The 22,251-nt window shown below is 52.5% G+C and carries 16 protein-coding genes; all 16 read left to right on the plus strand.

The features are described from left to right. Positions 1 to 3 precede the first annotated feature (3 nt). The 16 genes from AC07O2_RS06590 (at position 4) to AC07O2_RS06665 (ending at position 22,250) form a co-directional block, all read left to right on the plus strand. Positions 4 to 762, plus strand: a complete 759-nt coding sequence (locus tag AC07O2_RS06590; RefSeq protein ID WP_495074941.1) for a class I SAM-dependent methyltransferase — start codon at positions 4 to 6, stop codon at positions 760 to 762. Positions 763 to 769: 7 nt separating this feature from the next. Continuing rightward, positions 770 to 1,447, plus strand: coding sequence for an acetyltransferase (locus AC07O2_RS06595; RefSeq protein WP_495074942.1), 678 nt, complete (start codon positions 770 to 772; stop codon positions 1,445 to 1,447). 201 nt (positions 1,448 to 1,648) lie between these two features. Further along, on the plus strand, positions 1,649 to 2,377 hold the full coding sequence (locus AC07O2_RS06600) for a glycoside hydrolase family protein (protein WP_495074943.1): 729 nt from the start codon (positions 1,649 to 1,651) through the stop codon (positions 2,375 to 2,377). Continuing rightward, on the plus strand, positions 2,374 to 3,339 hold the full coding sequence (locus AC07O2_RS06605) for a GNAT family N-acetyltransferase (protein ID WP_495074944.1): 966 nt from the start codon (positions 2,374 to 2,376) through the stop codon (positions 3,337 to 3,339). Before AC07O2_RS06600 ends, AC07O2_RS06605 begins: the two co-directional genes overlap by 4 nt. Positions 3,340 to 3,341: 2 nt before the next feature. After that, the gene (locus AC07O2_RS06610; protein ID WP_495074945.1) at positions 3,342 to 3,749 is read left to right on the plus strand and encodes a sugar 3,4-ketoisomerase; all 408 of its coding nucleotides are present in this window, start codon (positions 3,342 to 3,344) and stop codon (positions 3,747 to 3,749) included. After that, positions 3,749 to 4,846, plus strand: a complete 1,098-nt coding sequence (locus AC07O2_RS06615) for a DegT/DnrJ/EryC1/StrS family aminotransferase (RefSeq protein WP_495074946.1) — start codon at positions 3,749 to 3,751, stop codon at positions 4,844 to 4,846. The genes AC07O2_RS06610 and AC07O2_RS06615 overlap by 1 nt, the downstream gene beginning before the upstream one ends. Continuing rightward, on the plus strand, positions 4,847 to 8,995 hold the full coding sequence (locus AC07O2_RS06620) for a rhamnan synthesis F family protein (protein ID WP_495074947.1): 4,149 nt from the start codon (positions 4,847 to 4,849) through the stop codon (positions 8,993 to 8,995). It abuts the gene before it with no gap. After that, positions 8,992 to 9,924, plus strand: coding sequence for an NAD-dependent epimerase/dehydratase family protein (locus tag AC07O2_RS06625; protein WP_495074948.1), 933 nt, complete (start codon positions 8,992 to 8,994; stop codon positions 9,922 to 9,924). The genes AC07O2_RS06620 and AC07O2_RS06625 overlap by 4 nt, the downstream gene beginning before the upstream one ends. Before the next feature lie 8 nt (positions 9,925 to 9,932). Further along, positions 9,933 to 10,916, plus strand: a complete 984-nt coding sequence (locus AC07O2_RS06630; protein ID WP_495074949.1) for a glycosyltransferase family 2 protein — start codon at positions 9,933 to 9,935, stop codon at positions 10,914 to 10,916. Next, positions 10,913 to 13,279 carry a rhamnan synthesis F family protein gene (locus tag AC07O2_RS06635; RefSeq protein WP_495074950.1) on the plus strand — a complete coding sequence of 789 codons (2,367 nt, stop codon included), beginning with the start codon at positions 10,913 to 10,915 and terminating at the stop codon, positions 13,277 to 13,279. The genes AC07O2_RS06630 and AC07O2_RS06635 overlap by 4 nt, the downstream gene beginning before the upstream one ends. After that, on the plus strand, positions 13,276 to 13,731 hold the full coding sequence (locus AC07O2_RS06640) for a hypothetical protein (RefSeq protein WP_495074951.1): 456 nt from the start codon (positions 13,276 to 13,278) through the stop codon (positions 13,729 to 13,731). Before AC07O2_RS06635 ends, AC07O2_RS06640 begins: the two co-directional genes overlap by 4 nt. Positions 13,732 to 13,841: 110 nt before the next feature. Beyond that, positions 13,842 to 14,966 carry a rhamnosyltransferase WsaF family glycosyltransferase gene (locus AC07O2_RS06645; protein ID WP_495074952.1) on the plus strand — a complete coding sequence of 375 codons (1,125 nt, stop codon included), beginning with the start codon at positions 13,842 to 13,844 and terminating at the stop codon, positions 14,964 to 14,966. A 23-nt stretch (positions 14,967 to 14,989) separates the two neighbouring features. Then, positions 14,990 to 16,867, plus strand: a complete 1,878-nt coding sequence (locus tag AC07O2_RS06650) for a hypothetical protein (protein WP_495074953.1) — start codon at positions 14,990 to 14,992, stop codon at positions 16,865 to 16,867. A gap of 13 nt (positions 16,868 to 16,880) precedes the next feature. Then, positions 16,881 to 19,076, plus strand: a complete 2,196-nt coding sequence (locus AC07O2_RS06655; RefSeq protein ID WP_495074954.1) for a hypothetical protein — start codon at positions 16,881 to 16,883, stop codon at positions 19,074 to 19,076. 38 nt (positions 19,077 to 19,114) lie between these two features. After that, on the plus strand, positions 19,115 to 21,022 hold the full coding sequence (locus AC07O2_RS06660) for an ArnT family glycosyltransferase (protein WP_495074955.1): 1,908 nt from the start codon (positions 19,115 to 19,117) through the stop codon (positions 21,020 to 21,022). A gap of 19 nt (positions 21,023 to 21,041) precedes the next feature. Beyond that, positions 21,042 to 22,250: a protoporphyrinogen/coproporphyrinogen oxidase gene (locus AC07O2_RS06665; protein ID WP_495074956.1), complete on the plus strand. Its 1,209-nt coding sequence runs from the start codon at positions 21,042 to 21,044 to the stop codon at positions 22,248 to 22,250. Position 22,251 lies beyond the last annotated feature (1 nt).

Genomic DNA, 22,251 nt, shown 5'->3' on the forward strand with positions numbered 1-22,251 from the left:
ATAATGAAAAAAGATTATTCCTTTTTTGAAAATTTGAGTTTCGATGATTTTAGAAAAATGGCTCTCAATCCAGATCTTTCAGATTTTGAAAAAATCGGATTTCCAGATACCTATCGCCTCGGCCATGAAGCAGAAATATTTCACGACATAGAGTCTAAGTTACCCGCATTATCAAAAGAAAAAACCAATATTTTAGATATTGGATGCGGTTGCAGTGATTTACCAAAAATGTTAATATCGAGAGCGCAGTCAAAGCATCAAAATCTCGTTTTAATTGACTCAGCAGAAATGCTCAGCCAACTTCCTGAAACTTCAAATACCGGCATCAGAATGATCCCGGCAAAATACCCCGATTGCTCCGAATTATTGACAGAACTACATGGCAGTGTAGATGCAATTATTATTTATTCAGTAATTCAATATGTATTTACAGATGGAAATATTTTTGATTTTTTAGAAAAATCACTACCTTTGCTTTCATTATCGGGGCGAATGCTCATTGGAGATATTCCCAACATTTCAATGAGAAAACGCTTTTTCTCCAGCGATAATGGAATCAAGCATCATCAGAATTTTACGGGAACAACTGAAATTCCAGAAACTGTATTCAACAGAATTGAGTTAAATCATATAGATGACTCCATAATAATGGCCATCCTCTCAAGAACACGTGCGGCCGGCTTTCATGCATTCGTTGTACCTCAGTCTTCAAGTCTACCAATGGCAAATCGACGAGAAGATATTTTGATTGTGCGTCCGTGAGAAAAACATGGCAAAAACAAAAAAACTGATCATCGTTGGAGACTCTGCATTTGCCGAGGTAGCACATGAGTATTTTGATGCTGACTCAAACTATGAAGTCGTAGCCTTCTCCGTAGAGCAGGCGTACCTCAAGCGCCAGGAAGTGCGCGGCCTGCCAGTTGTTCCGTTTGAGTCGCTGGAAAGTCGCTTCGATCCAGATACCCATGAGGTGTACGTCGCCGTGGTTTATACCCAGCTCAATCGTCTGCGCACGCGCCTAGCCCAAGCCGCAAAGCTCAAAGGCTTTCGGCTTGCTTCTTATATCAGCTCCCGGGCTTTTATCTGGCGCAATGCCGAAATAGGTGAACATTGCTTTATCTTTGAAGACAACACGGTTCAGCCTTTTGTACATATTGGTGAGAATGTTGTGCTCTGGAGTGGAAATCACATTGGACATCATTCAAAAATAGGCAATAACTGTTTTATATCTTCGCACGTGGTCATTTCGGGGTTCTGCAACGTGGGTGAAAACAGTTTTATTGGAGTCAATGCCACCGTCGCCAACAACATCAATATCGGACGTGATAACTGGATCGGGCCTAATTCAGCCATTATGAAAAATACCGAAGCCGGCTCCCTATTTGTGACGAAACAGTCCGAAGTGGCGAAGGTGTCCGCCCAGCGCTTTTTCAAGCTGAAGGATTGAGACATGCGTTGGGAAAAAATAGGATTGGTTTACGGTCCTGATGGATCGTTGCCATGGGCTTGCTCCCATGCCATGTTGCCCACGCCAGTCCAGTTGAGTCCAGACGTAGTGCGCGTTTTCATAACATGCTGCGATGCCCGAGGTGTGGGGCGACCAGGATATGTAGATATTAGTGCCCAGGATCCACTGAAGGTTTTGCGGGTGTCCCAGATGCCGTTGCTAGATGTGGGGCGGCCCGGAACCTTTGACGAAAATGGAGTAGCGGCTTGTTCGGTTGTCCGATTGGATGACGGACGGATGTTAATGTACTACGCAGGTTTCGAACTGGGTACACAGATCCGATATAGGCTGTTGACTGGTCTGGCCATCAGTACCGACGGCGGTGAGTCCTTCGTGCGGCATTCAGAAACCCCTATTTTGGAGCGCACAGCCTACGAGTTGTTTTTTCGATGCGGCCCCTTCTGTGTTCAGGACGCGGGACTATTTCGTCTCTGGTATATCGCGGGTAGCGCATGGACAGAGGTCGATGGAAAAAACATGCCGATTTACGACGTCCGTTACGTGGAGTCTGAAGACGGAATTCATTGGCCATCGAAGGGTGAAGTTCAAATGGAAATCACCGACCCAGATGAACATGGCTTTGGGCGACCCCATGTTTCGAAAAAGGCGGATGGGACGTATCAAATGTTTTACTCGATACGGCGTAGATCCTTGGGCGCCTACCGCCTTGGTTATGCCACCTCTCCGGATGGTAGGCATTGGCAACGCTTGGATGGGGAACTGAATCTTGATGTATCGCCCACGGGCTTTGATTCAGAGGCCATCATGTACGCAGCTCCCTTTGAAATGGGCGGCGAGACTTTTTTGTTTTACAACGGCAATAACTTTGGATCTCAAGGGTTTGCCGTGGCTCGCCTGGAGACTGCATGAGGATCCAGGTGCGGCCCTTTGAAGCCAGGGATGCCGACGCATGGGATTCCTACTGCGGTCAAACCTTGCAAGGAACCTTTCTGCATACGCGTCGATTTCTCTCCTATCACGGCGATCGGTTTGTCGATCAATCGTTGATTCTGGAGCGCGACAAGAAGTGGATTGGCCTATTTCCAGCAGCGTCTGACCCTGCCCGTCGTGAGTGCATCGTTTCCCACCCAGGCATCACCTATGGCGGCTTGCTCCACTGCGGGGCACTTAAAGGAGCCTACGCCATTGAGGCCTTACAGCAAATTCAGGCCTACTACTGGCAACAGGGCTTCCTGGAGATCCTGTACAAAGCTGTGCCCTCGATTTACCACAGGGCTCCCGCACAGGACGATTTGTACGCGCTGTTTCGGGTGGGGGCTGTCAGGGTGCGTGCTGACCTCAGCTGCACAATTGATTTGCAGCAACGGTTGCGCGCCAGTTCCAGGCGTGGGCGTAGTCTGAGAAAGGCGCTAGCTGCTCACGTTGAAACGATGCAAGGAAACGCCTTTCTGCCCGCGCTTTGGGAGGTATTGACTGACAATCTGCAGCGCAAACACCAAGCTGTGCCAGTCCACAGCTTGGCGGAGATCAGCCTTCTCGCGGAGCGTTTCCCGGAAAACATCCGCTGCGTCGTCGCCCTCTGGCAGCAAAAGGTCGTTGCGGGTGTGTTGTTGTTCAATACACCGGGTGTACACCACGCCCAATACATCGCGTCCAGTGCTGAAGGTTATCGGTTGTCTGCGCTCGACGCCATATTTGACGATTGTCTGACCATAGCCGCCAAAACCGGATGTCGCTGGTTTGATTTTGGCACCAGTAATGAACAAGGGGGCACGGTCCTGAACAATAGCTTGTATGAATTCAAGTCAGAATTCGGTGGAGGCGGTGTTGTTCATGAGTTTTATACATTGCGATCAGCTGAAGGAGTTTGACCATGTCAATTCAACGATGTAATTTGATCGAGCTTCCTAAAATCACTGATCCGCGTGGGAATTTGTCATTTATTGAAGGTAAAAAACATATTCCGTTTGATATTAAGCGGGTTTTCTATTTGTACGACGTTCCTGGAGGATCAGATCGAGGCTCCCACGCGCACAAAAACTTGCAGCAATTCATGGTGGCCATGTCGGGGAGCTTCGACGTGGTGCTAGATGATGGCCGCGAGCAAAAAAGAATAACGCTCAATCGATCCTACTATGGCCTATATGTATGCCCCATGATTTGGAGTTATCTGGATAACTTCTCTTCAGGAGCGGTTTGCATGGTGTTGACGTCCGCTTATTTTGATGAGTCTGATTACATTCGCGACCATACGAAATTTCTCGCCGAGATCAAAAAATAATGAATGTCCCGCTGCTGAATATGAAGGCACCGCATGAAGAGCTGGCCCACGAAATGCAGGCCGCATTCACACGAGTATTGAAATCGGGCTGGTATATCCTGGGCCAGGAGGTTTCTGCATTCGAGACAGAATTTGCCGAATTCTGCGAAACTCGGCACTGCGTCGGTGTCGCCAATGGCCTAGACGCCTTACACCTGTTGTTGCGTGCCTATGGCGTGGGGCCCGGTGATGAGGTCATTGTGCCGTCCAACACCTATATCGCCACCTGGCTGGCCGTCGAATACGCCGGGGCGACACCCGTGCCGGTCGAACCGGACGATCGGACGTACAACATTGATCCCGCCAAGATAGAAGCTGCTGTTTCCGTGAAAACTAAGGCCGTCATCGTGGTGCACCTGTATGGCCAGACGGCAGACATGGACCCGATCAATGCCATCGCCCAAAAGCACGGATTTAAAGTCATAGAAGATGCTGCACAGGCCCATGGCGCGAAGTACAAGGGACGCTTCGCAGGCTCGCTGGGAAATGCTGCGGGCTTCAGTTTCTATCCGGGAAAGAATTTGGGGGCGCTAGGCGATGCCGGGGCAATCACCACCGATGATGCCGAAATCGCCGAAAAGGTCAGGGTGCTGGCCAATTACGGGTCTGAAATAAAATACAAAAACAGTGTGAAGGGATTCAATTCACGGCTAGACGAACTACACGCGGCATTTCTTCGCGAGAAACTGAAGGTTGTCGAGGCGTGGAATGCAAGACGTGTGGCGGCCGCCGAACGCTACATCCTTGCTCTGGAAAAAACGGCCTTGAAACTGCCGTACGTACCGGATACCTGCCGCCCTGTCTGGCACCAGTTCGTGATCGAAACATCGCGGCGCGACGCGTTGCAAAAAAAACTCACCGACGCCCAGATCGGGACCTTGATCCATTACCCCATTCCGCCGCATCTGCAGGAGGCCTATGCCTCTTCGGGATGGCGCCGCGGTGATTTTCCACTTGCCGAACGTATGGCAGACCGCGTTCTGAGTCTGCCCATGGGGCCGCATCTGGCCTCAAACGAAATTGACTACGTTTGCCAGAAACTGATTGATGCCATTTAAATGCAAGTCGTAGAACAGAGAAAAGGTCTGATTTCTGTACTGAAATCGGATGTATATGCGAGCGTGGAGAAGGGGGAGTTTGGTAAAGCACTCGAAGCCGTTCGAACTTTTGCAGAAGACATCATCTTCGACCCTGCATCGGTGGCCAAGGTATTTGTTAGTCCCGAACTGGATCTCTTGTGCAAGCATATTGGTGAGGCCAAAACCCGCAACTTGGTGACCGAGCAGATAGAGGCACGGGCAGGCACGCTGATCCTGGCGAGCGAAATATCGAAAACCGGGGGACACAACGAACTGATCAAGGATATCGTTCGGCTACATCTCTTTGACAGCCCTGTCAGCCTCGTGCTGACCGACTGTTTTTCGCGACTGGATTCGAAGCTATCTGCCGACTTCTCACTCGAACATCAGATCCCAGTGGACGTACTAACGGGCCGTGACGATGAAGAAAAATTTTCGAACACTCTTCAGCTAATTTGCTCGCGGCCATCCAAGAGATTGGTATTGCTCACCCACAACCAAGATGCCTTGGGTGTTGCGTCCGCTTTCGCTACAAAAGCAGCGGGCTGGGTCGAGGAAGTTGTGTTCATTCACCATGGTGACCACCATTTGAGTCTTGGTGCGGCGAGCACGGAGTTCATTCATGTGGACCCTCACCAGATGGGGTATTTCCACTGCAAGAATGAGTTGGGCCATGCCCGAAATCATTATTGGCCGTTGACGGTGAATCTGAGGGCGATCCAGCCGCGAGACACTCCTTTTATGAGCCAAGGCCACCTAGTGACTTGTTCCAGCGGTCGGCCGGAAAAGTTCGAGCAGGGTGCGTACCTGTATGACTATTGGGCGCTGATTCCGCAGTTGTTGGCTCGTACCCAGGGCGTTCATGTGCACATCGGTGAATTGCACGCAGGGCAACACGAAAAACTACTCGCCAACCTGGCAGATCAGGGTGTGCCTGCCGACCGTTTCATCCATGTACCTTGGGTCGACTCGGTAGCCAATGCATTGGTAGCGCAGCGGGTTGATCTCTACATATCATCGTTTCCTCTCGGTGGGGGCAAGGCAACGCTGGAGGCCATGGCTTCGGGTACTCCTCTTTTGATGCACGAGAGCTATCGCTCGCGGTTTCACGGGGGCGTGGATATCGCTTATACCGGCGCCTTGGTGTGGCGCGATGAGACAGAGTTTCTGAGCGCCATCGAAGGGCTCGATGCCGACGTATTGCGCTTGCATTCCGCAATGGCGAAATCTCATTATGAGAAATTCCATGGTGAACAAGTCCTGGTCCGTTGTTGTGACTTCTCCCGCCCCGTCGATGCACAGCTGATTCCACCGCTGCGTGTCTACCGCGAAAATGTTTTTCAGCGCTTTCTGGACGAACTCAGAACCAAAGAACTCGGGCTGCAATCCAAGGTGCGTTTAATCGATGCGCAGCACGAGGAACTGGTCAAGTACGAAGTGCAATCGCAAGCCTTGAGTGCGCAATGGGAGCAAGCGGAGCGGGGAGCGCGAGCGCTGGAGCTTGATCTGGGTATACAGCGCAGCCAAGTCGCTCATTTATTGCTTGCAACCGAAGCCAAAACACGCGCCGATGGTGAGCGTATGCATGCATTGGCCAACGAGGTGTTAGCCCTACGCAGTTCAACGAGCTGGCGCATCACGAAACCGATCCGAATCCTATCGAATGCACTTGGAAAGCGTACATTAGCATTGAATATTCGGCATTTGATTTCGCGGGCCGGGACGGCGCGCTGGTTCAAGATGCGGATAAAACGTTATCTGGCTGCGGAGAGGAGCCTACCGCCGAGTTTCGATGGCGCGACCTATCTGAAGCTTAACCCGGATCTGGCGGCAGCCGGTGTCGACCCAAAGGATCACTTTCTGCTGCACGGTCGCAATGAAGACCGGGTCTGGGCACTGCCCGAGTTCGACATCTCGAAGAGCCCGCAGTTTGCTTCAGGGCGGGAGATGGTGCTCGTGGTGAGTCACGAGGCATCGCGCACCGGCGCCCCTATCCTAAGCTTCAACTTGGTGCAATCGCTGGTCAGAAAGTACAACGTTGTGGCGCTACTGCTAGGAGGCGGAGACCTGCTCGACGCCTTTAAGGCCACTGGCGCAACGGTTTGTGTCGCGTCCTCAGTGCGTGGTAATCCTTTTGTGGCTCATCATGTGGGCAGTCAGTTGTGCCGGGAGTTCGATTTCAAGTTTGCGTTGCTCAACAGCATCGAGTCGCGTTACCTGCTGCCGGTTCTGGCAGAGCATTTTGTGCCGACCATTAGCCTGGTGCATGAGTTTGCGTCATACACCCGGCCAAAAAGTGCTTTCGGAGACGCCTTGTTCTGGTCGAGCGAGGTGGTGTTTTCTGCCAACGTAACTAAGGAAAATGCGTTCTCAACCTTCCCCGATCTAGATGCGGTGGCGGTCCATGTCATGCCGCAGGGTAAGTGCTTGTTGCCGGCTTCAACGCAGGACGCCGCAGCGGAGCAGCAGGAAGCGACAAAACTACGCCGGCTGATACGGCCTGCGGGGCTCGATGAGGGCACTCTGGTAGTGTTGGGCGCCGGTTTTGTGCAGTTGCGCAAGGGTGTGGACTTGTTTCTCGAATGTGCAGCACGTATCCAGCGCCTAGCCGGAGTGCGCAAAGTTCGCTTTGTCTGGATCGGCAGCGGTTATGACCCGGATCATGACGTTGCCTATTCCGTCTACTTGCATGACCAGATCCGACGAGCCGGGCTAGAAAACCACGTCGCCTTTCTCGGTGAGACCTCTGCCATCGAGGTGGCCTACGACGAGGCGGACGTGCTACTACTTTCCTCGCGGCTGGATCCTCTGCCCAATGTGGCAATTGATGCCATGTCAGTCGGTGTGCCTGTGGTCTGCTTCGACAAAACCACCGGCATTGCCGACTTTCTGCAGGCCAGCGGGCTAACGGAAACCTGCGTCGCCGCATACCTGGATACCGCCGATGCGGCCGAGAAAATTCTTCGTTTCTCTTCCGTGCCCGGTTTGCTCGAAGAGGTTGGTGCTAAATGCCGCGAAGCGGCACTGCAGTATTTCGACATGGAGCGCTACGTTCAGAATCTTGAGGCGCTTGCCCATTCGGTTGGCCAACGCACTCTACGCGAAAAAAAAGACTACCAAGCTGTGCTTGCCGCAGGGGTGTTGCGCTCCGATGTGGCCTGCTTCCCGGATACGCGCCCCTCATCACAGTTAGCGCGTCGTTATGTACGCGCCTGGGCCAGCGGCATTGGGCGGCGCAAGCCGTTCCCCGGGTTCCACCCGGGCATCTACCAGGAACTGCATGGTCTGGCCGCGTCCGGCGCGGATCCATTGGCCGACTATTTGCAGTCTGGCCAGCCTGATGGGGCCTGGCGTTACCCCGTGATCACACCTCTCGATGGGCCGGTCACCTTGGTCCACGATGGCCTGCGGCTGGCGCTGCATGTCCATGCCTACTATGTTGACCTGCTGCCGGAGATCATCCAGCGTCTGAGCCTGAACCAGCGACGGGCGGATTTGTTCATCAGCGTCAAAGATGAGGCAGCGCTCGAGCTGGCAAAGACCTATCTGGCGACCTATCCCGGCCGTGTCGCTGCGATGCGGGTGGTGCCAAACCGTGGCCGGGATATCGGCCCATTTTTGACGGCCTTCCTGCCGGAAATACTGACTTCCTACGACTTGGTGGGCCACATCCACACAAAAAGGAGCAAGGATGTCAAAGACGAAAACATGGGGAAGACCTGGTTCCATTTTTTGATGGAAAACCTGATTGGCGGCGCCTCCGGGCCAATGATGGACATCATCATCGGCCGTTTGCAGAAGGATGCGTCCATTGGCATGGTCTTTCCGGACGACCCCTATATCACCGGCATCGAAAAGAATGGAGACATCGCGGTCGCCATCTGCAAGAACATGGGCATCACCAGCATTCCCATGCATTTTGTCTACCCTGTCGGAACCATGTTCTGGTCCAGAACGGCCGCTTTGAAGCCAATGGCTGATCTGCAATTGAGTTGGGAAGACTATCCTGAAGAGCCGCTTCCTTACGACGGAAGTTTGTTGCACGCCCTGGAGCGCTTGATCGCGCTGGCGTTGCCGTCTGGTGGCTGGAAAATCGCAGCCACGAACATCCACGGTGTATCACGATGAAGATTGCTATTTTTGGCGGCGGTGGATTCATCGGCTCAGCCATTGCAGACCGCCTGCTGCAGGATCATCACGAACTGCGTGTGTTCGAACGCCCTCGCGTAGCGCCGTATCGCGCGTTCGCTGCCGATGAAAAGGTTGAGTGGCTCACGGGCGACTTGATGAGTGTGCATGACGTCAGCACCGCTATCAGCGGCGTGGATGTAGTTTTGCACCTGGTGTCGACCACGTTGCCCAAGAGTTCAAACGACGATCCGATCTACGACGTGCAGAGCAACCTGGTGGCCACCCTCCAGTTATTGAATGCAATGGTGGCGCAGAAGATCAAGAAGATCGTTTTCATTTCATCGGGCGGCACGGTCTATGGCAATCCGAGCTACCTGCCGATCGATGAAAAGCACCCCACAGAACCACTGGTGTCTTACGGCATTACCAAATTGGCGATCGAGAAATACCTCCTGATGTACCAGGGCCTACACGGCATCAAGGCCAACATCATGCGAGTGTCCAATCCCTTCGGCAATCGGCAGCGCGTAGAAACCGCGCAAGGTGCGGTGGCAGTGTTTCTGAGTAGGGCCATCCAGGGTCAACCGATTGAGATCTGGGGCGATGGCAACGTGTCGCGGGATTACCTATACGTCAGCGATGTGGCGGACGCCTTTGCCAAAGCGGTGACCTACGACGGTCCGAAGTCCGTATTCAACATCAGCTCGGGTCAAGGCACTAGTCTCAACGACGTCATTGGATTGATTGAGCAAGTATTAGGGACGCCGATAGTGAGGAACTACCGCCCGGGGCGAGCGTTTGATGTCCCCGTCAGCATTCTGGACAACACACTGGCCCGTGATGAGTTGGGCTGGTCACCCAAGATCAGTCTAAAAGAAGGTATCGTGCAAACGGCATCGTACATGCGGCGTTTGATTGAGAAATGAGTGATTCCATGCCTTTTAAGGCCTCCGTTGTCATCCCGACCAAGAATGCGGGTCTCCTCTTAAAGTCTGTTTTGGACGCCGTGGTGCGCCAGGAGATTGACGGTGCATTCGAGGTACTTGTCGTCGACTCCGGTTCTTCCGACGGCACTGTCGAATTGGTTCGGCAATATCCGCAGATTCGGTTGATCGAAATCGAATCGCGCGAATTTGGTCATGGCAAGACGCGTAATTTCGCGATCAGTAACACCACGGGTGAGTTCATCGCCATGATCACCCACGACGCACTGCCCTTGCATTCCCGTTGGCTCGCAGAGCTATTAAAGACAGCTGAAGCCGACGCACGGATTGCCGGGGTTTTTGGCCGTCATGTTGCCTATCCTGAGGCTACGATCTTCACTCAGCAGGAGCTGGTGGCGCACTTTCAGGTTTTTTTGGCGCGGCCCGTGGTAGAACTCGATGACCCGGTGCGTTATGCAAACGAAGAGGGCTACCGGCAGTATCTTTATTTCTTCTCGGATAACAATGCCTTGCTGCGGAGGACAGTCTGGCAGGAAATCCCCTACCCCGAGGTCGATTTTGCAGAAGACCAAGCTTGGGCACGATTGATCATCGAGGCCGGCTACCGAAAGGCTTATGCGCCCGACGCCATCGTAGCCCACTCCCACGACTACGGCTTTGTCGAGCGCTTTCAACGCAGCTTTGACGAGTCATACGCGCTGCGTCGACTGTTCGACTATCAGCACGGCACGGGCCTACGGCATGCGTTGCGTGCCTTTGTCGGCCTCACTCTGCGAGACGTTCGTTTTGCCTACAGAACAAAACTCTACAAGAGCCATTGGAGACAAGTTGCTGCCATGCCTATGAGTAATTTCATGCGCGTGATGGGATACTTCTTGGGGAATCAAGGTTCTCGCATACCAAGACCGATACAGCGTTGGCTGTCAAGAGACCAGCGACTTCTGGCCATATCGTCTCTGAAACACGCGGAATGAACGTTGTGTTGCGTAAATTTTTGGTAGCCGTTCGATACCTTAGACAAAACGGTTGGAGTGCGTTGGCGCGTCTTATCCACATGCGCTTACTGCACGAGAGCAGATTGTTCGGTAGGGTTTTTAACCCTCCAAAGATTGAAGTTACCGAGGGTAATTTTAAAAAAGAGCGCGCGACTATTTTGGTTGTCAGCCATGAGGCCTCAAGAACTGGCGCTCCGATACTGAGCTTGAACATCGTTCAGCATTGCGTTAAACGCTACAACGTGGTCGCGCTGTGCCTAGAGCCAGGAATACTATCGGAGTCCTTTCGTCAGGCGGGAGCCATCACCATTATCTCGTCGGAGATACGACGACATTCGGTGCTGGTCCAGCAGGTTCTAGAGGATCTATGTGGTCGGTTTAAATTCAAATATGCGCTGATTAACAGCATAGAGTCACGTGAGGTGTTGCCAGCGCTGGCCCAGCATTTCGTACCAACAATCAGCCTGGTCCATGAGTTTGCGTCGTACACGCGGCCGAGATCTGCGTTCAGGGATACGTTGTTGTGGTCGACCGATGTAGTGTTCTCCGCTAGTGTCACCATGGAGAACGCATTGGCCGAATGCCCGGATTTTGGCAAGCGTTCGGCGCAGATCTTGCCACAGGGGCGATGTCTAGTACCGGTCGGTGAATTTGACGCAGAGCAACAACAAGTCGAGAGTATTCGTATTCGGCAGCTAATCAGGCCAGCACATCTAGCCAAGGACACTGTTGTTGTGCTGGGCGCGGGGTTTGTGCAATTACGCAAAGGGGTGGATCTATTCATCGAATGCGCCGCGCGAGTGCTGGGGTCACCAGACGGGGTGCAATACCGATTTGTCTGGGTCGGCAAGGGTTACGACCCGGAGCACGATGTGAACTATTCGGTGTATCTGGCTGATCAGGTTCGGCGCGCCAATCTGCAAGATCACGTGGTCTTCATCGACGAGACAACGGCCATCGAAGCGGCGTACGAAGAAGCAGACTTACTGCTGCTGTCGTCAAGACTCGACCCACTGCCTAACGTCGCGATTGATGCCATGGTACATGCAGTGCCAGTTCTGTGTTTTGACAAGACGACCGGGATTGCAGACTTCCTCATCGAAAGTGGGTTGAAGGACGCTTGCGTGGCACGATACCTAGATTGCGGGGAGATGGCCGAAAAAATTCGAGCTTTAGCACGATCGCCCCAAGAGCGGGCGGCCGTGGCTGATCTCACGCATATAGCGTCCAGTGCCTTCTTTCAAATGGAAGACTACGTAGCACGCTTGGAGTCATTGGCTCAAAACGTGTGCGAGCGTAACCGTCAAGAACAAGCGGACACGCAGACCATTTTGGATTCCGGGCTATTCCAGCGTGACTTCTGCTGCCCACCGCACGCACAAGAGCGAACGGTCGAAGCAGAGGTACGCGCTTACGTACGGGCGTGGGCGAGTGGGATTGGCCGGCGTAAACCACAGCCCGGATTTCACCCCGGCATCTACCTGGAGCAGCACGGGTTGACCGCGAAGACGTCCGACCCATTTGCTGACTATTTAAGAGCTGGTCGACCTGAGGGGCCGTGGCACTACCAGGTGATCGAATCGGGCGTAGAGCTGCGACCAGTAGTGATGGGGCAATCACGTGTGGCTTTGCATCTGCACGTACATTATCCGGAGCTCCTCGTCCAGATTCTCGAAAGGTTGGAGCACAACCACGTCCGGCCGGACTTGTTTGTGAGCGTCAACTCTGAGGGGGTACGTAATGCGGCCATTCAAGAGTTAAAGGCTTATGCAGGGAAGGTGGTAGCGGTGGAGTTAGTGCCTAACCGTGGGCGAGACATCGGACCGCTATTGACCACATTTGCATCGAAATTGCTGGGGCAGTACGACATCATCGGTCACTTGCACACGAAGAAAAGTGCAGACGTGAAGGATGTGCGCATGGGGCAGTCGTGGTATCAGTTCTTGCTAGAGAACCTGCTCGGCAGCGCGGCGGCAGGATCGATGGCAGATGCTATTTTGGCGGCGATGCAAGCAGACACCTCTATTGGCATGGTGTTCCCAGACGATCCGCACATTCTGGGGCTGACGGGTAACCGGCAGGAGACTGAATCACTCGCACCGAGGTTAGGTGTTCAGGCGCTGCCGGAACACTTCAACTTTCCAGTAGGGTCAATGTTTTGGGCTCAAACAGCGGCGTTAGAGCCGCTAATGCGATTGGGATGGAGTTACGCAGACTATCCGGAAGAACCATTGCCCTACGACGGCACGAGGCTGCATGCAGTGGAACGGTTGTTTGCTTTGGGACTGGCTCCGCTGCGGTTACGCAGTGCAAGTAGCCACGTGACGGGCCTGACTCGATGAAGATCAAGATCAAGATCTTTGACGATGGAGGCTTCACTGGATCCCCGATCGCGGACCGGCTACTTCGCAATGGGCATGCGTTGCGCGTCGTTGAGCGACCCCATATGGCGCCATCCGAAGCATTCACGACGTGCGATGACCCAATCTGCGACGTGCGGAGTAACTTGGTGACGATGTTGCCGTTGCTTAAGGTGATGTTGCACTACTTGAGGCAGCGCTGCGCATTCAACATCAGCTCAGAACCAGTGACCAAATGGCGTACGTTCATCAGTATGCAGGAGATGGCGCTACAGCTGCAACGGCGCTACCTGCCGGGACGCCGATTCGATATACCAATGAGTCTGCTGAACAACAATTTAGCGACTAACCAGTTGGAGTGGGCACCAGAGGTGGCACTCGAAAACGGGATCACCCGGACCGCTGCTTACATGAAGCAGCTTTTAAGAAAATGAGCGCCGCCGCCAGTATGTCGAGAAAATTAGTGCAAGCCGTACGGTACGGTCAACAGAATGGATGGGGCGCGTTAACCCGTCTTCTTCGCAGGCGCCTTAGTGAGGGCGGCATGTTCTTAGGTAAAGCTTCTGTGACCCGTCCTTACGACGAGTTGTTGGGGGCGGTTTTTGGATTGGAGTCGTTAGCACAATGTGTGCCTCCGATGACCATCAACTGGTTTATTCCTCCCGTTGGCAAGGGATCCGGTGGGCACCTAAATATTCTTCGATTCATCAAGAATTTAGAGGATTTAGGCTATACGAATCGGATTGTCATCGTAGGCCAACCATCACCACCTTCGGCCGCAGCCGCGAAGCGGGATATCGAAAAATGGTTCTTCCCACTTAAGGCCTCGGTACATCTTGGGGCCGATGACGCTACGCCAGCCGCATATTTTGCAATGGCCACATCCTGGCAGACGGCTTACTACGTCAGACGTTTTCAATCTTGTAAGCAGAGATGTTATTTCGTGCAGGATTACGAACCGTGGTTCTACCCCGCTGGCAGTAACGCGATGCTCGCGGAAGCTACGTACCGCTTTGGCTTTGCTGCCTTCACTGCAGGCGACTGGCTCGCGCAGAAGTTGCACAAAGAGCATGGCGCTCGTACACGCTCTATTGGGTTCTCATACGATCGTGATTTATATCGCCCTATGCCAGAGCTACGCGGTGGCGATGGCTTTCACCGCGTCATGTTCTATGCTCGTCCACCGACACCTCGTCGTGCATTTGAGTTGGGCATTCTTGTACTAAGAGATGTAGCAAAGCGAGTGCCACAAATGCGGGTTGTATTGGCAGGATGGGACGTGAGGGGTTACGACATCCCTTTTCCTTGCGAGTACGCCGGGTTGGTGGAAATCGACAAACTACCCGAGCTATACGCGCGCTGCGACGCGGCTTTGGTTCTCTCCTGCTCTAATCTTTCTCTGCTGCCGCTCGAATTGATGGCGTGTGGTGTGCCTGTCATTAGCAATCGTGCCCCCTATACACAATGGTTGCTCAACGATGAAAATGCCAAACTAGCCGACCCCGACATCCAAAGCCTGGTAGACGCCGTGGTGGAGGTGCTAGAAACACCGACTGTTGCGCAGCGTATACGGCAGGCCGGCGCAGCGTTTGCGGCGGCCACATCGTGGGAGCGTGAAGCCGCCCGAATGGCCGAAGGGCTGGCCGAACTGGCGGGTGAACAGCCATGACGCGAAAAAGAATGCTCTGGGTCATGTTGCTGCTCCTGATGGCCTTTCGGCTCTATCTGACGGGCAACCGCGACATCCTGGCGTTGAACGCCCCGCATGACGAATTTTGGTACGTAGGGACGGCGTTCAACCGCATCTGGCGGGGTTCGTATAGTGAGATGACACTGATCCATCTGCCCACCTACGCAGTTTGGCTAGTGGGGGTTGATCTCTTGGGTATTCCTGCCCGGCTGGCAATCGACCTCGCCTGGCTCGTAGCCTGCGGGTATCTCGCGTATGCATTGCGTCGGCTGACGCAAGTAACCTGGGCGGCCGTGGTGCTATTCATCTTTCTGGCCTTCCACCCTTACATCATTCGCATCTTCGACCGCGCCCTGGCGGAGACGCTCTTGACGGTGTTGTCGACAGCGGTGCTGGCGGCGGGCATGGAACTGTGGAATCGCCGCCAGGAGGGGCCGTCGGCGGCGCGCCGCTGTGCAATGGTGGTCTACGGGGTCGGTTTTGGTGCGGCATATCACACACGTTCAGAAGGTGTAGTCCTGCTAGTACCGCTGGGACTGCTGGCCCTCTGGTCCTTGGTCGACCGCTGGAACTGGTGGTCGCCAGCCTCTCGTCACACCTTGCTGATCCCGCTACTTGGGCTACCACTGCTGGCAATCGTGCTGCTAGGTCTTGGCTTTTCGGCAGCGAACTATGCGAAATGGGGCATCTGGGCCAGTCAAGAGCTAGATGCTCCGGGCTATAAGAGTGCCATGACAGCATTGAACAGCATCGACACGGGCCCCACGCCGAAGCAGATCACCGTCACGCAGGAAATGCTAAGTCTCGGCTTCCAGACAAGTTCTACCCTTCAGGAGCTGCAACCTGCAATGAAGGGTGCCACGGGCCAACAATGGGTTGCGATCGCCAGCCCTTATGTGTCAGTGAAGGGGGAGATTGCGAACGGATGGTTCTACTGGGCCTTGCGGGATGTGGCGGCGCGCAGTGGCTGGCATGCCTCAGCGGCGTTGGCCGAGCGCAAGTACGCGGCAGTGGCCGCAGAGTTGCAGCAGGCATTTGCCGATGGGCGCCTGAAGAAGCGATACGTGCTCTCATCATTTGTCGACCCGGACGTCAGGAAATGGGCGCCGGACTTGCCAGCTTCGCTACGCCGGATTCTGCTGCTGGTCATTCGTCCTGCCGCCGAAAATCTAGAAACTCCAGCGGAAAACGCAAGTCCGGCGCAATTTTCCCAGTACGTGGCCGTGACTGGCCGCAGGGCGCCAGCGCTGACGGCCACAGTGAGCGGCTGGTTGACGGCTCCAGTGGGAAGCAGAGTCGGGCTGGACGGCGAGAACGGGCAAATCGTCTGGCAGAGCTTGGGGCCGGTCCGAACCGACGTACCCGGCGCCTATAGTTTCCAGGTCTCAGCGCAGGGTTTCAAGGCCCCGGCAGCCTTGCAATTGCAAACGCCTGGGGGACGTGTTCAATCTGTGGCGCTATCCGCCTTGCAGGAGGGGCATGTGACCGAATTGGCCCACGCTGGACTATCCACCGAACTGCGGGTGGGGGTGGACCGCCTGGAGATCGCCGAACCGCGGCAACGGGCCGATAGATTTCTCAGCCGCCTCGGTCGCCTATATGTAGGGTTGCATTATTTGCTTTGGGGCGTATTCGTAATGTTTGGCGCCATCTGGTTGGTTCGGCGCACAAGGTCGGCCGAGTCCATGCTGTTCATGCTACTGGCGGCGGCAATTTTTGCGCGCATAGGCTTGTTTGCCATCCTGGACGCTAGCTCGTGGAGTGGCAGCCAAGCGCGCTACATGCTGCCAATTTTTCCTTTTTTTGGTGTAGCGAGTGCATTGGGCCTGATCTACATATCCCGACTTCTGGCGGTGGTTGGAACTAAATTGAAACTGTGACCAGATGACGCATATGAAAAAACAAATTGGCTTGGCTGGGACGAGAGCCCATAACCGTCCGGCCGCGGTACTGTTGCTCCTTGGTCTGTTCTTGACAACGCTATGGTGGTGGAATGCCACGCTGGTCTACGACGATGTAATTCTGACCCTGAAGGATTCCAGTCCTTATGGATTCAACTTTCTTGTCGGTCGAGATGGGTGGTTCACAACGCTGCTGCATTTTTTGTATCTAGATCTGCCGGACCAATACAGAACTTATGGATTATCCCGGTCACTGCAATTCATCTTGTGGAGTGTGGGTGTCAGTAGTGCCAAGAGTTATTCGCTCATCATTTCGGGCACCCATGTGGCGTCTGTTCTCGTACTTTATTTTCTATTGCTAAGAATCGGGCGTTCCGTCAACGATGCTCTGATTTTTTGCATCATCTGGCTATTGTCCCCTTATGTGTGGACGTCTTGTTTTCATCACTATTCTTATTTGGCTCTTCCAACGCAAATTTTGATCATCGGATCCTTTCTGCTGTTGATCATAGAGAAGGGATGGCAGAAGAATTTTTTCGCTGCGATTCTGGGCGTAGTTTGCGGACTAACGGGAGAACTACATCTCGTGGCGGTATGCCTCGTCCTTGGGGCGGCGGCAGGCGTTGCGCGTGACAAGTCATTTGCGCGGGCGGCCATGGTAACCGTGGTAACGATGGTTTGTGCCATCACCGTGCACCATCTGTTGTGGAAAATATTTGAATCGAATCCGGAACTCCGGCCAAGATTTGCGTTAAGCCTTTCCCATGATTGGCCCTATTGGTCATTTCGAATCTGGGCGGCGGTGCAATCAATTTATTTTGCATTTGCCGTTCCGGTCAATGAAATGGACTCCCAATTCGTCCGTCCCTTTCTTACGGCAATGCTAGGTTTCAGCCTGCTCGCATTTGCCACACTGTGGTGGGTCAACAAGGGACAGTCTCCTAGAAAAGACAACAATCAATTCAAAAGAGATGCTCTGTTTTTCCTCATGCTGATTGTGGTCGCGCTGTCCTATGTCGCGATTTACATGGCCGTGGTGATCCTGTCGGACAGCATTCCTCATACGATGCCGAGACGCTATGGGTACATGCCGCTAACCATGATTCTTGTAGCGGGTTTCGGTATTCTGCTCTCCCTATTGCCATGGCCAGGGCCCAAGGCAATTCTGGCAAGTTTGGCTGTCGGGGCCACAGCTGCGGCATTCCTCGTGCACCAGATCTGGGTACTTCCCACGATTCGGACGCTGGATATGACCCTGAACCAAAAAATTACCGATGCGCTGGAAAAATCTCCCGGTGCAGGCATTCTTTTTTTCAATGCATCGAACAAAGACCTGCCAAGACGGACTATTTGGCCCGATTCGTTTGGGCCGGCAATGCAAAGCAATGAAGGAACGGAGTACACGCAGGCCACCTATGGCACCTACTGGCCAGCAGAAATGGAAGCAAGCCGTTTTCTAAAGGCAAAATTTGCCTGCGATATAGGTCATGTATTGCCCAATGGACAAGTGGAAATAGCTTGCCCTTATGGGGATGTAAAAAAATATGCCAACCCGTTAGAAGTGATAGTGGTTGCGAATCTTGGCTATGAAGAAAAGGATACCTTCGGCCGTGGCGTGCACGTCTTTCCGAATTTGAATGCCTTTATGCCAAATTATTTTTCTCGGAGAATAATTAAGGAGAATGATTTCTCACAGATTAAGTCAAAAATGTTTTTTGATCTACCCATGATCGATTTTCTGAAGTACAACAAATCCGATGAAACCCAATCGATAGCCAGCGCAAATAATCCAACGGAGCTTGAGTTACCCAACGACGTACTTGGTTATGCCATGTACTCACACGAGCCCGGAGTCAATGTCGGCAAGGGTGGATCAGAACTCGTATTGGATACAGCCAGCATTGAGGCTGGAGTAAGTATTAAAAAGAAGGATTTAGATATTCTTCTGGTTTTTGAGGTTTCCCAACCATCTGCTCTCAAGGAATATCTCCGTAATACGTATGTCTCATGGAACGATGGTGCATGGGTATCCCTTGGCGACGATCAACTAAGTGAGAAATATTTGACAGGCGAGGTGGGAATTCGACTTTCGCATCTTGATAGTACCCGGCTCTCAATTCTGGTTCCCTCTGCGACTCCTGCCACGCGAGGTTTTGTATGGAAGAGTCTTAGCATGGCATCCAAGTAAATATTCTTTTTGCATTGTTGATTTAGCTATTTTTAATGATGATTAATAAAAATTCAGTTTCACTCGGTCAGATATCGAACACTTCAATATGGAAATGGGCGACCTATCTACTGGGTGTGATTTTTTTCCTAATTTCCGTACGCTGGTCACTGCTGGATAAAAGTCCACCAGCCTGGGATCAGGGCATGTATCTTTTTCAGGCCAGTACGCTATTTGAAAGCTTTAAAACGAATGGCTTTTACAATTTTGTTGTGTCTGTTTTTAATATCGATAAAGGGCGTGTTCCGCTGTTACTGCTGATAGTGCAGCCTGCGTTTTTCGTTTTTGGCCCTAGCCTTGACGCTGCCGTCATTTCTTTGAATGTCTTTTGGTTTCTCCTGCTTTGGTCGATTGTCGGGATTTCACGGCAAATGTCAGTTGCAGCCGTTCAGAACAAAGCAGGGTTTTTCAGCTTCACTCTCTTTTCGTTTTACCCTTTAACGGTGTTATTGGCGCACAACTATCTCGTGGAATTGATGCTGGTGGCCTTAGTCTCTGCATCACTTTATTCGCTTATCATGGCGCATCAAACGCAGCGGCAGATCTGGTCCCTATCTGCTGGCTTTTGGATCGGCTGCGGGTTGCTGACCAAGGTGACTTTTCCAGCGTTCGTTTTTCCTTCTTTCCTCTTCATTCTTTTCAGCCATACAAAGAAACTGGGTATCAAGTCAACGGTGCGTGTTTTCTGGCTGGCTACCATATTGCCATTGATCATCGCAGGACCTTATTACATCTACAACATAAGGGAAATATTGCAGCTGACCACGTTGCTTTCGTCGCATGGTTTATCGCAGATGTATGGATTTCGATCAGCGTTGGATCCAGTTGCCATCATGGAATATCTGTGGATTGTCTTCACCAATCCCGTGATGGTAATTTCATTTTTATGCATTGGCTTGTCGCTTTTGTTCGCATTTTTTAGTCGTAAAAATTCAAAAAAAATTGAATTCCTCGATGTGAATGGGAAAAATACTTGGCTAATAGTAATGGCCATTTGGTTCTTGATTCCGTTGCTGCTTGCGACATTGGGTGAAATCAAAGAGCCGCGTTATGTTTATCCTGCATTGATTCCAATCTTTGTATTGGCTGGCGCAAGCGCATGTCGTGTGAATTTTCGGTTTGTTGGTCTGGGGTTAATGTTGACGTTTTATGCCATGGCACTGCCAGCTTATTTGCGTGTCAACGATTTTTTGAGCAGTGAAAAATTTGATTTTTTTAGAATTAGCAATGGTTTAACGACAGATTCGCTGATCGATGAACGAGAGTGGAAAATTGATTCTCTTGTGCATGAAATTGCGGCAAAAATTCCTGCAGGCATAAAGAGTAATTCAATTCTCTTTCTTGGGGGCAATCGATATTATCATATGAGGTTATTGGATTATTATGGATTGATCCAGGGACTGAGTCTAAGGTATTTTGCACTGCCTTATTATACAAATCCCAAGATGACACTTGAAGAAGCATTGAAATTTATTGATGACCAAGCACCAGATGGCATTATTTCGAAAAGTGGGCAGAACTGGCCTGAATTTTCCTCCCGACTAGATGCTGCCATCATTGAGAAATTAAATGGCAATTCAAACTATGTCAAGTATGAGCTGAAGACGATTCAGCCAGACGGAAGTAGATTCACTTACTTTGTTAGAAAGTTGCCGGAATATTTTTATGCCAAATCCGGCGAGTTTTTTTCTGGTGCCTGGGTTGTAGATAATGGCATGGCAAAAATCGCGATCGAAGATCAAGGAAGGATCCTGATCACAACTGAAACTGGAGTGCAGAGTACTGCCTCTGTGCAGGGTGGGGGCATTACCGTTCCGGCATGGAATGTTTCAGCCCAAATCACCAAAGATTTGAAAGAACTGCACTGGAGTAATGGCTCGAAATGGAAGAAATTCACTAGTAATTAATTTACTCTGGAAACTAAAAATGAAAAAAATCAAATATCTCATTCTGGGCGCCGGTCCGAGCGGGCTAACGCTCGCCCATTCCTTGGTCGATGCGGGTTGTCCACTTGATCAGATCCTCGTGGTCGAAAAGGAAGCCATCTCCGGCGGTCTATGCCGATCCGAAATGGTGGACGGCGCCCCCCTGGACATCGGCGGCGGGCATTTTCTGGACCTAAAGCGCAAGGAGGTGCTGGACTTCGTGTTCCGCTTCATGCCGCGTGAGGAGTGGGACCTCTACGACCGCGTGTCGAAAATCCGCATTCGGGGTGTAGAGGTGGACCATCCGCTGGAAGCAAATCTCTGGCAACTTCCCATCGAGGTGCAGGCTGACTACCTAGAGTCCATTGCGCAGGCCGGCTGCATTCGTGGGGAAGCGATGCCAGAGTCTTTCGCAGCATGGATCAACTGGAAGTTGGGCGATCGTATTGCGCAGGAATACATGCTGCCCTACAACCGCAAGATCTGGTCGATGGATCCAGATGCGCTGGGTACTTATTGGTTGTACAAGCTTCCAAATGTTTCTTTCCGCGAAACCTTGCTGAGTTGTCTTGAAGGCAAGCCCATGGGGGCATTGCCTGCGCACGGTACATTTTTGTACCCCAAGAAATTCGGCTATGGCGAAGTTTGGCGCCGTATGGGCGAAGCGCTTGGAGATTCTCTTGTCACTAATTGCTCGGTAGCGAGCATCGATCTGGCGAACCGTACTGTCAATGGACGCTGGCAGGCTGAAACAATCGTGTCTTCCATTCCGTGGACTTTGTGGACGAAGTACTGCGCTATTCCAGAGGACGTCAATGCCGCAATCTCTTCTCTGAAGAATGCACCTATCGATGTCGATTATCATCAGGAGACGTTGGATAGCAAGGCGCATTGGACTTACGAGCCAGACGAATCGGTTCCGCATCATCGTTTGCTGCTCCGATCCAACTTCTCGACGGGTGCTCGCGGCTACTGGACGGAGGCCAACGCCTCACGCTCAACGCCAGCCCAAGGGCCTCGCTTCCACAACGAGTTCGCGTATCCCATCAATACGCTCGGCAAGCCCGAAGCGGTTGAGAGGATTCTGACGTGGGCGAAAGCCAATGGTGTGATCGGACTGGGTCGCTGGGGCCGCTGGGAACACATGAATTCCGACGTCGCTGTAGCTGAAGCGCTGCAGATGGCGAACCAATTGAAAACAGGATCGTAGT

It is taken from the genome of Rhodoferax sp. GW821-FHT10B06 (assembly GCF_059415605.1).

Coding starts and splice junctions, on each gene's coding strand:
- AC07O2_RS06590 (WP_495074941.1), top strand. CDS start 4: ATGAAAAAAGATTATTCCTTTTTTGAAAATTTGAGTTTCGATGATTTT.
- AC07O2_RS06595 (WP_495074942.1), top strand. CDS start 770: ATGGCAAAAACAAAAAAACTGATCATCGTTGGAGACTCTGCATTTGCC.
- AC07O2_RS06605 (WP_495074944.1), top strand. CDS start 2,374: ATGAGGATCCAGGTGCGGCCCTTTGAAGCCAGGGATGCCGACGCATGG.
- AC07O2_RS06610 (WP_495074945.1), top strand. CDS start 3,342: ATGTCAATTCAACGATGTAATTTGATCGAGCTTCCTAAAATCACTGAT.
- AC07O2_RS06615 (WP_495074946.1), top strand. CDS start 3,749: ATGAATGTCCCGCTGCTGAATATGAAGGCACCGCATGAAGAGCTGGCC.
- AC07O2_RS06620 (WP_495074947.1), top strand. CDS start 4,847: ATGCAAGTCGTAGAACAGAGAAAAGGTCTGATTTCTGTACTGAAATCG.
- AC07O2_RS06625 (WP_495074948.1), top strand. CDS start 8,992: ATGAAGATTGCTATTTTTGGCGGCGGTGGATTCATCGGCTCAGCCATT.
- AC07O2_RS06630 (WP_495074949.1), top strand. CDS start 9,933: ATGCCTTTTAAGGCCTCCGTTGTCATCCCGACCAAGAATGCGGGTCTC.
- AC07O2_RS06635 (WP_495074950.1), top strand. CDS start 10,913: ATGAACGTTGTGTTGCGTAAATTTTTGGTAGCCGTTCGATACCTTAGA.
- AC07O2_RS06640 (WP_495074951.1), top strand. CDS start 13,276: ATGAAGATCAAGATCAAGATCTTTGACGATGGAGGCTTCACTGGATCC.
- AC07O2_RS06645 (WP_495074952.1), top strand. CDS start 13,842: ATGTTCTTAGGTAAAGCTTCTGTGACCCGTCCTTACGACGAGTTGTTG.
- AC07O2_RS06650 (WP_495074953.1), top strand. CDS start 14,990: ATGTTGCTGCTCCTGATGGCCTTTCGGCTCTATCTGACGGGCAACCGC.
- AC07O2_RS06655 (WP_495074954.1), top strand. CDS start 16,881: ATGAAAAAACAAATTGGCTTGGCTGGGACGAGAGCCCATAACCGTCCG.
- AC07O2_RS06660 (WP_495074955.1), top strand. CDS start 19,115: ATGATTAATAAAAATTCAGTTTCACTCGGTCAGATATCGAACACTTCA.
- AC07O2_RS06665 (WP_495074956.1), top strand. CDS start 21,042: ATGAAAAAAATCAAATATCTCATTCTGGGCGCCGGTCCGAGCGGGCTA.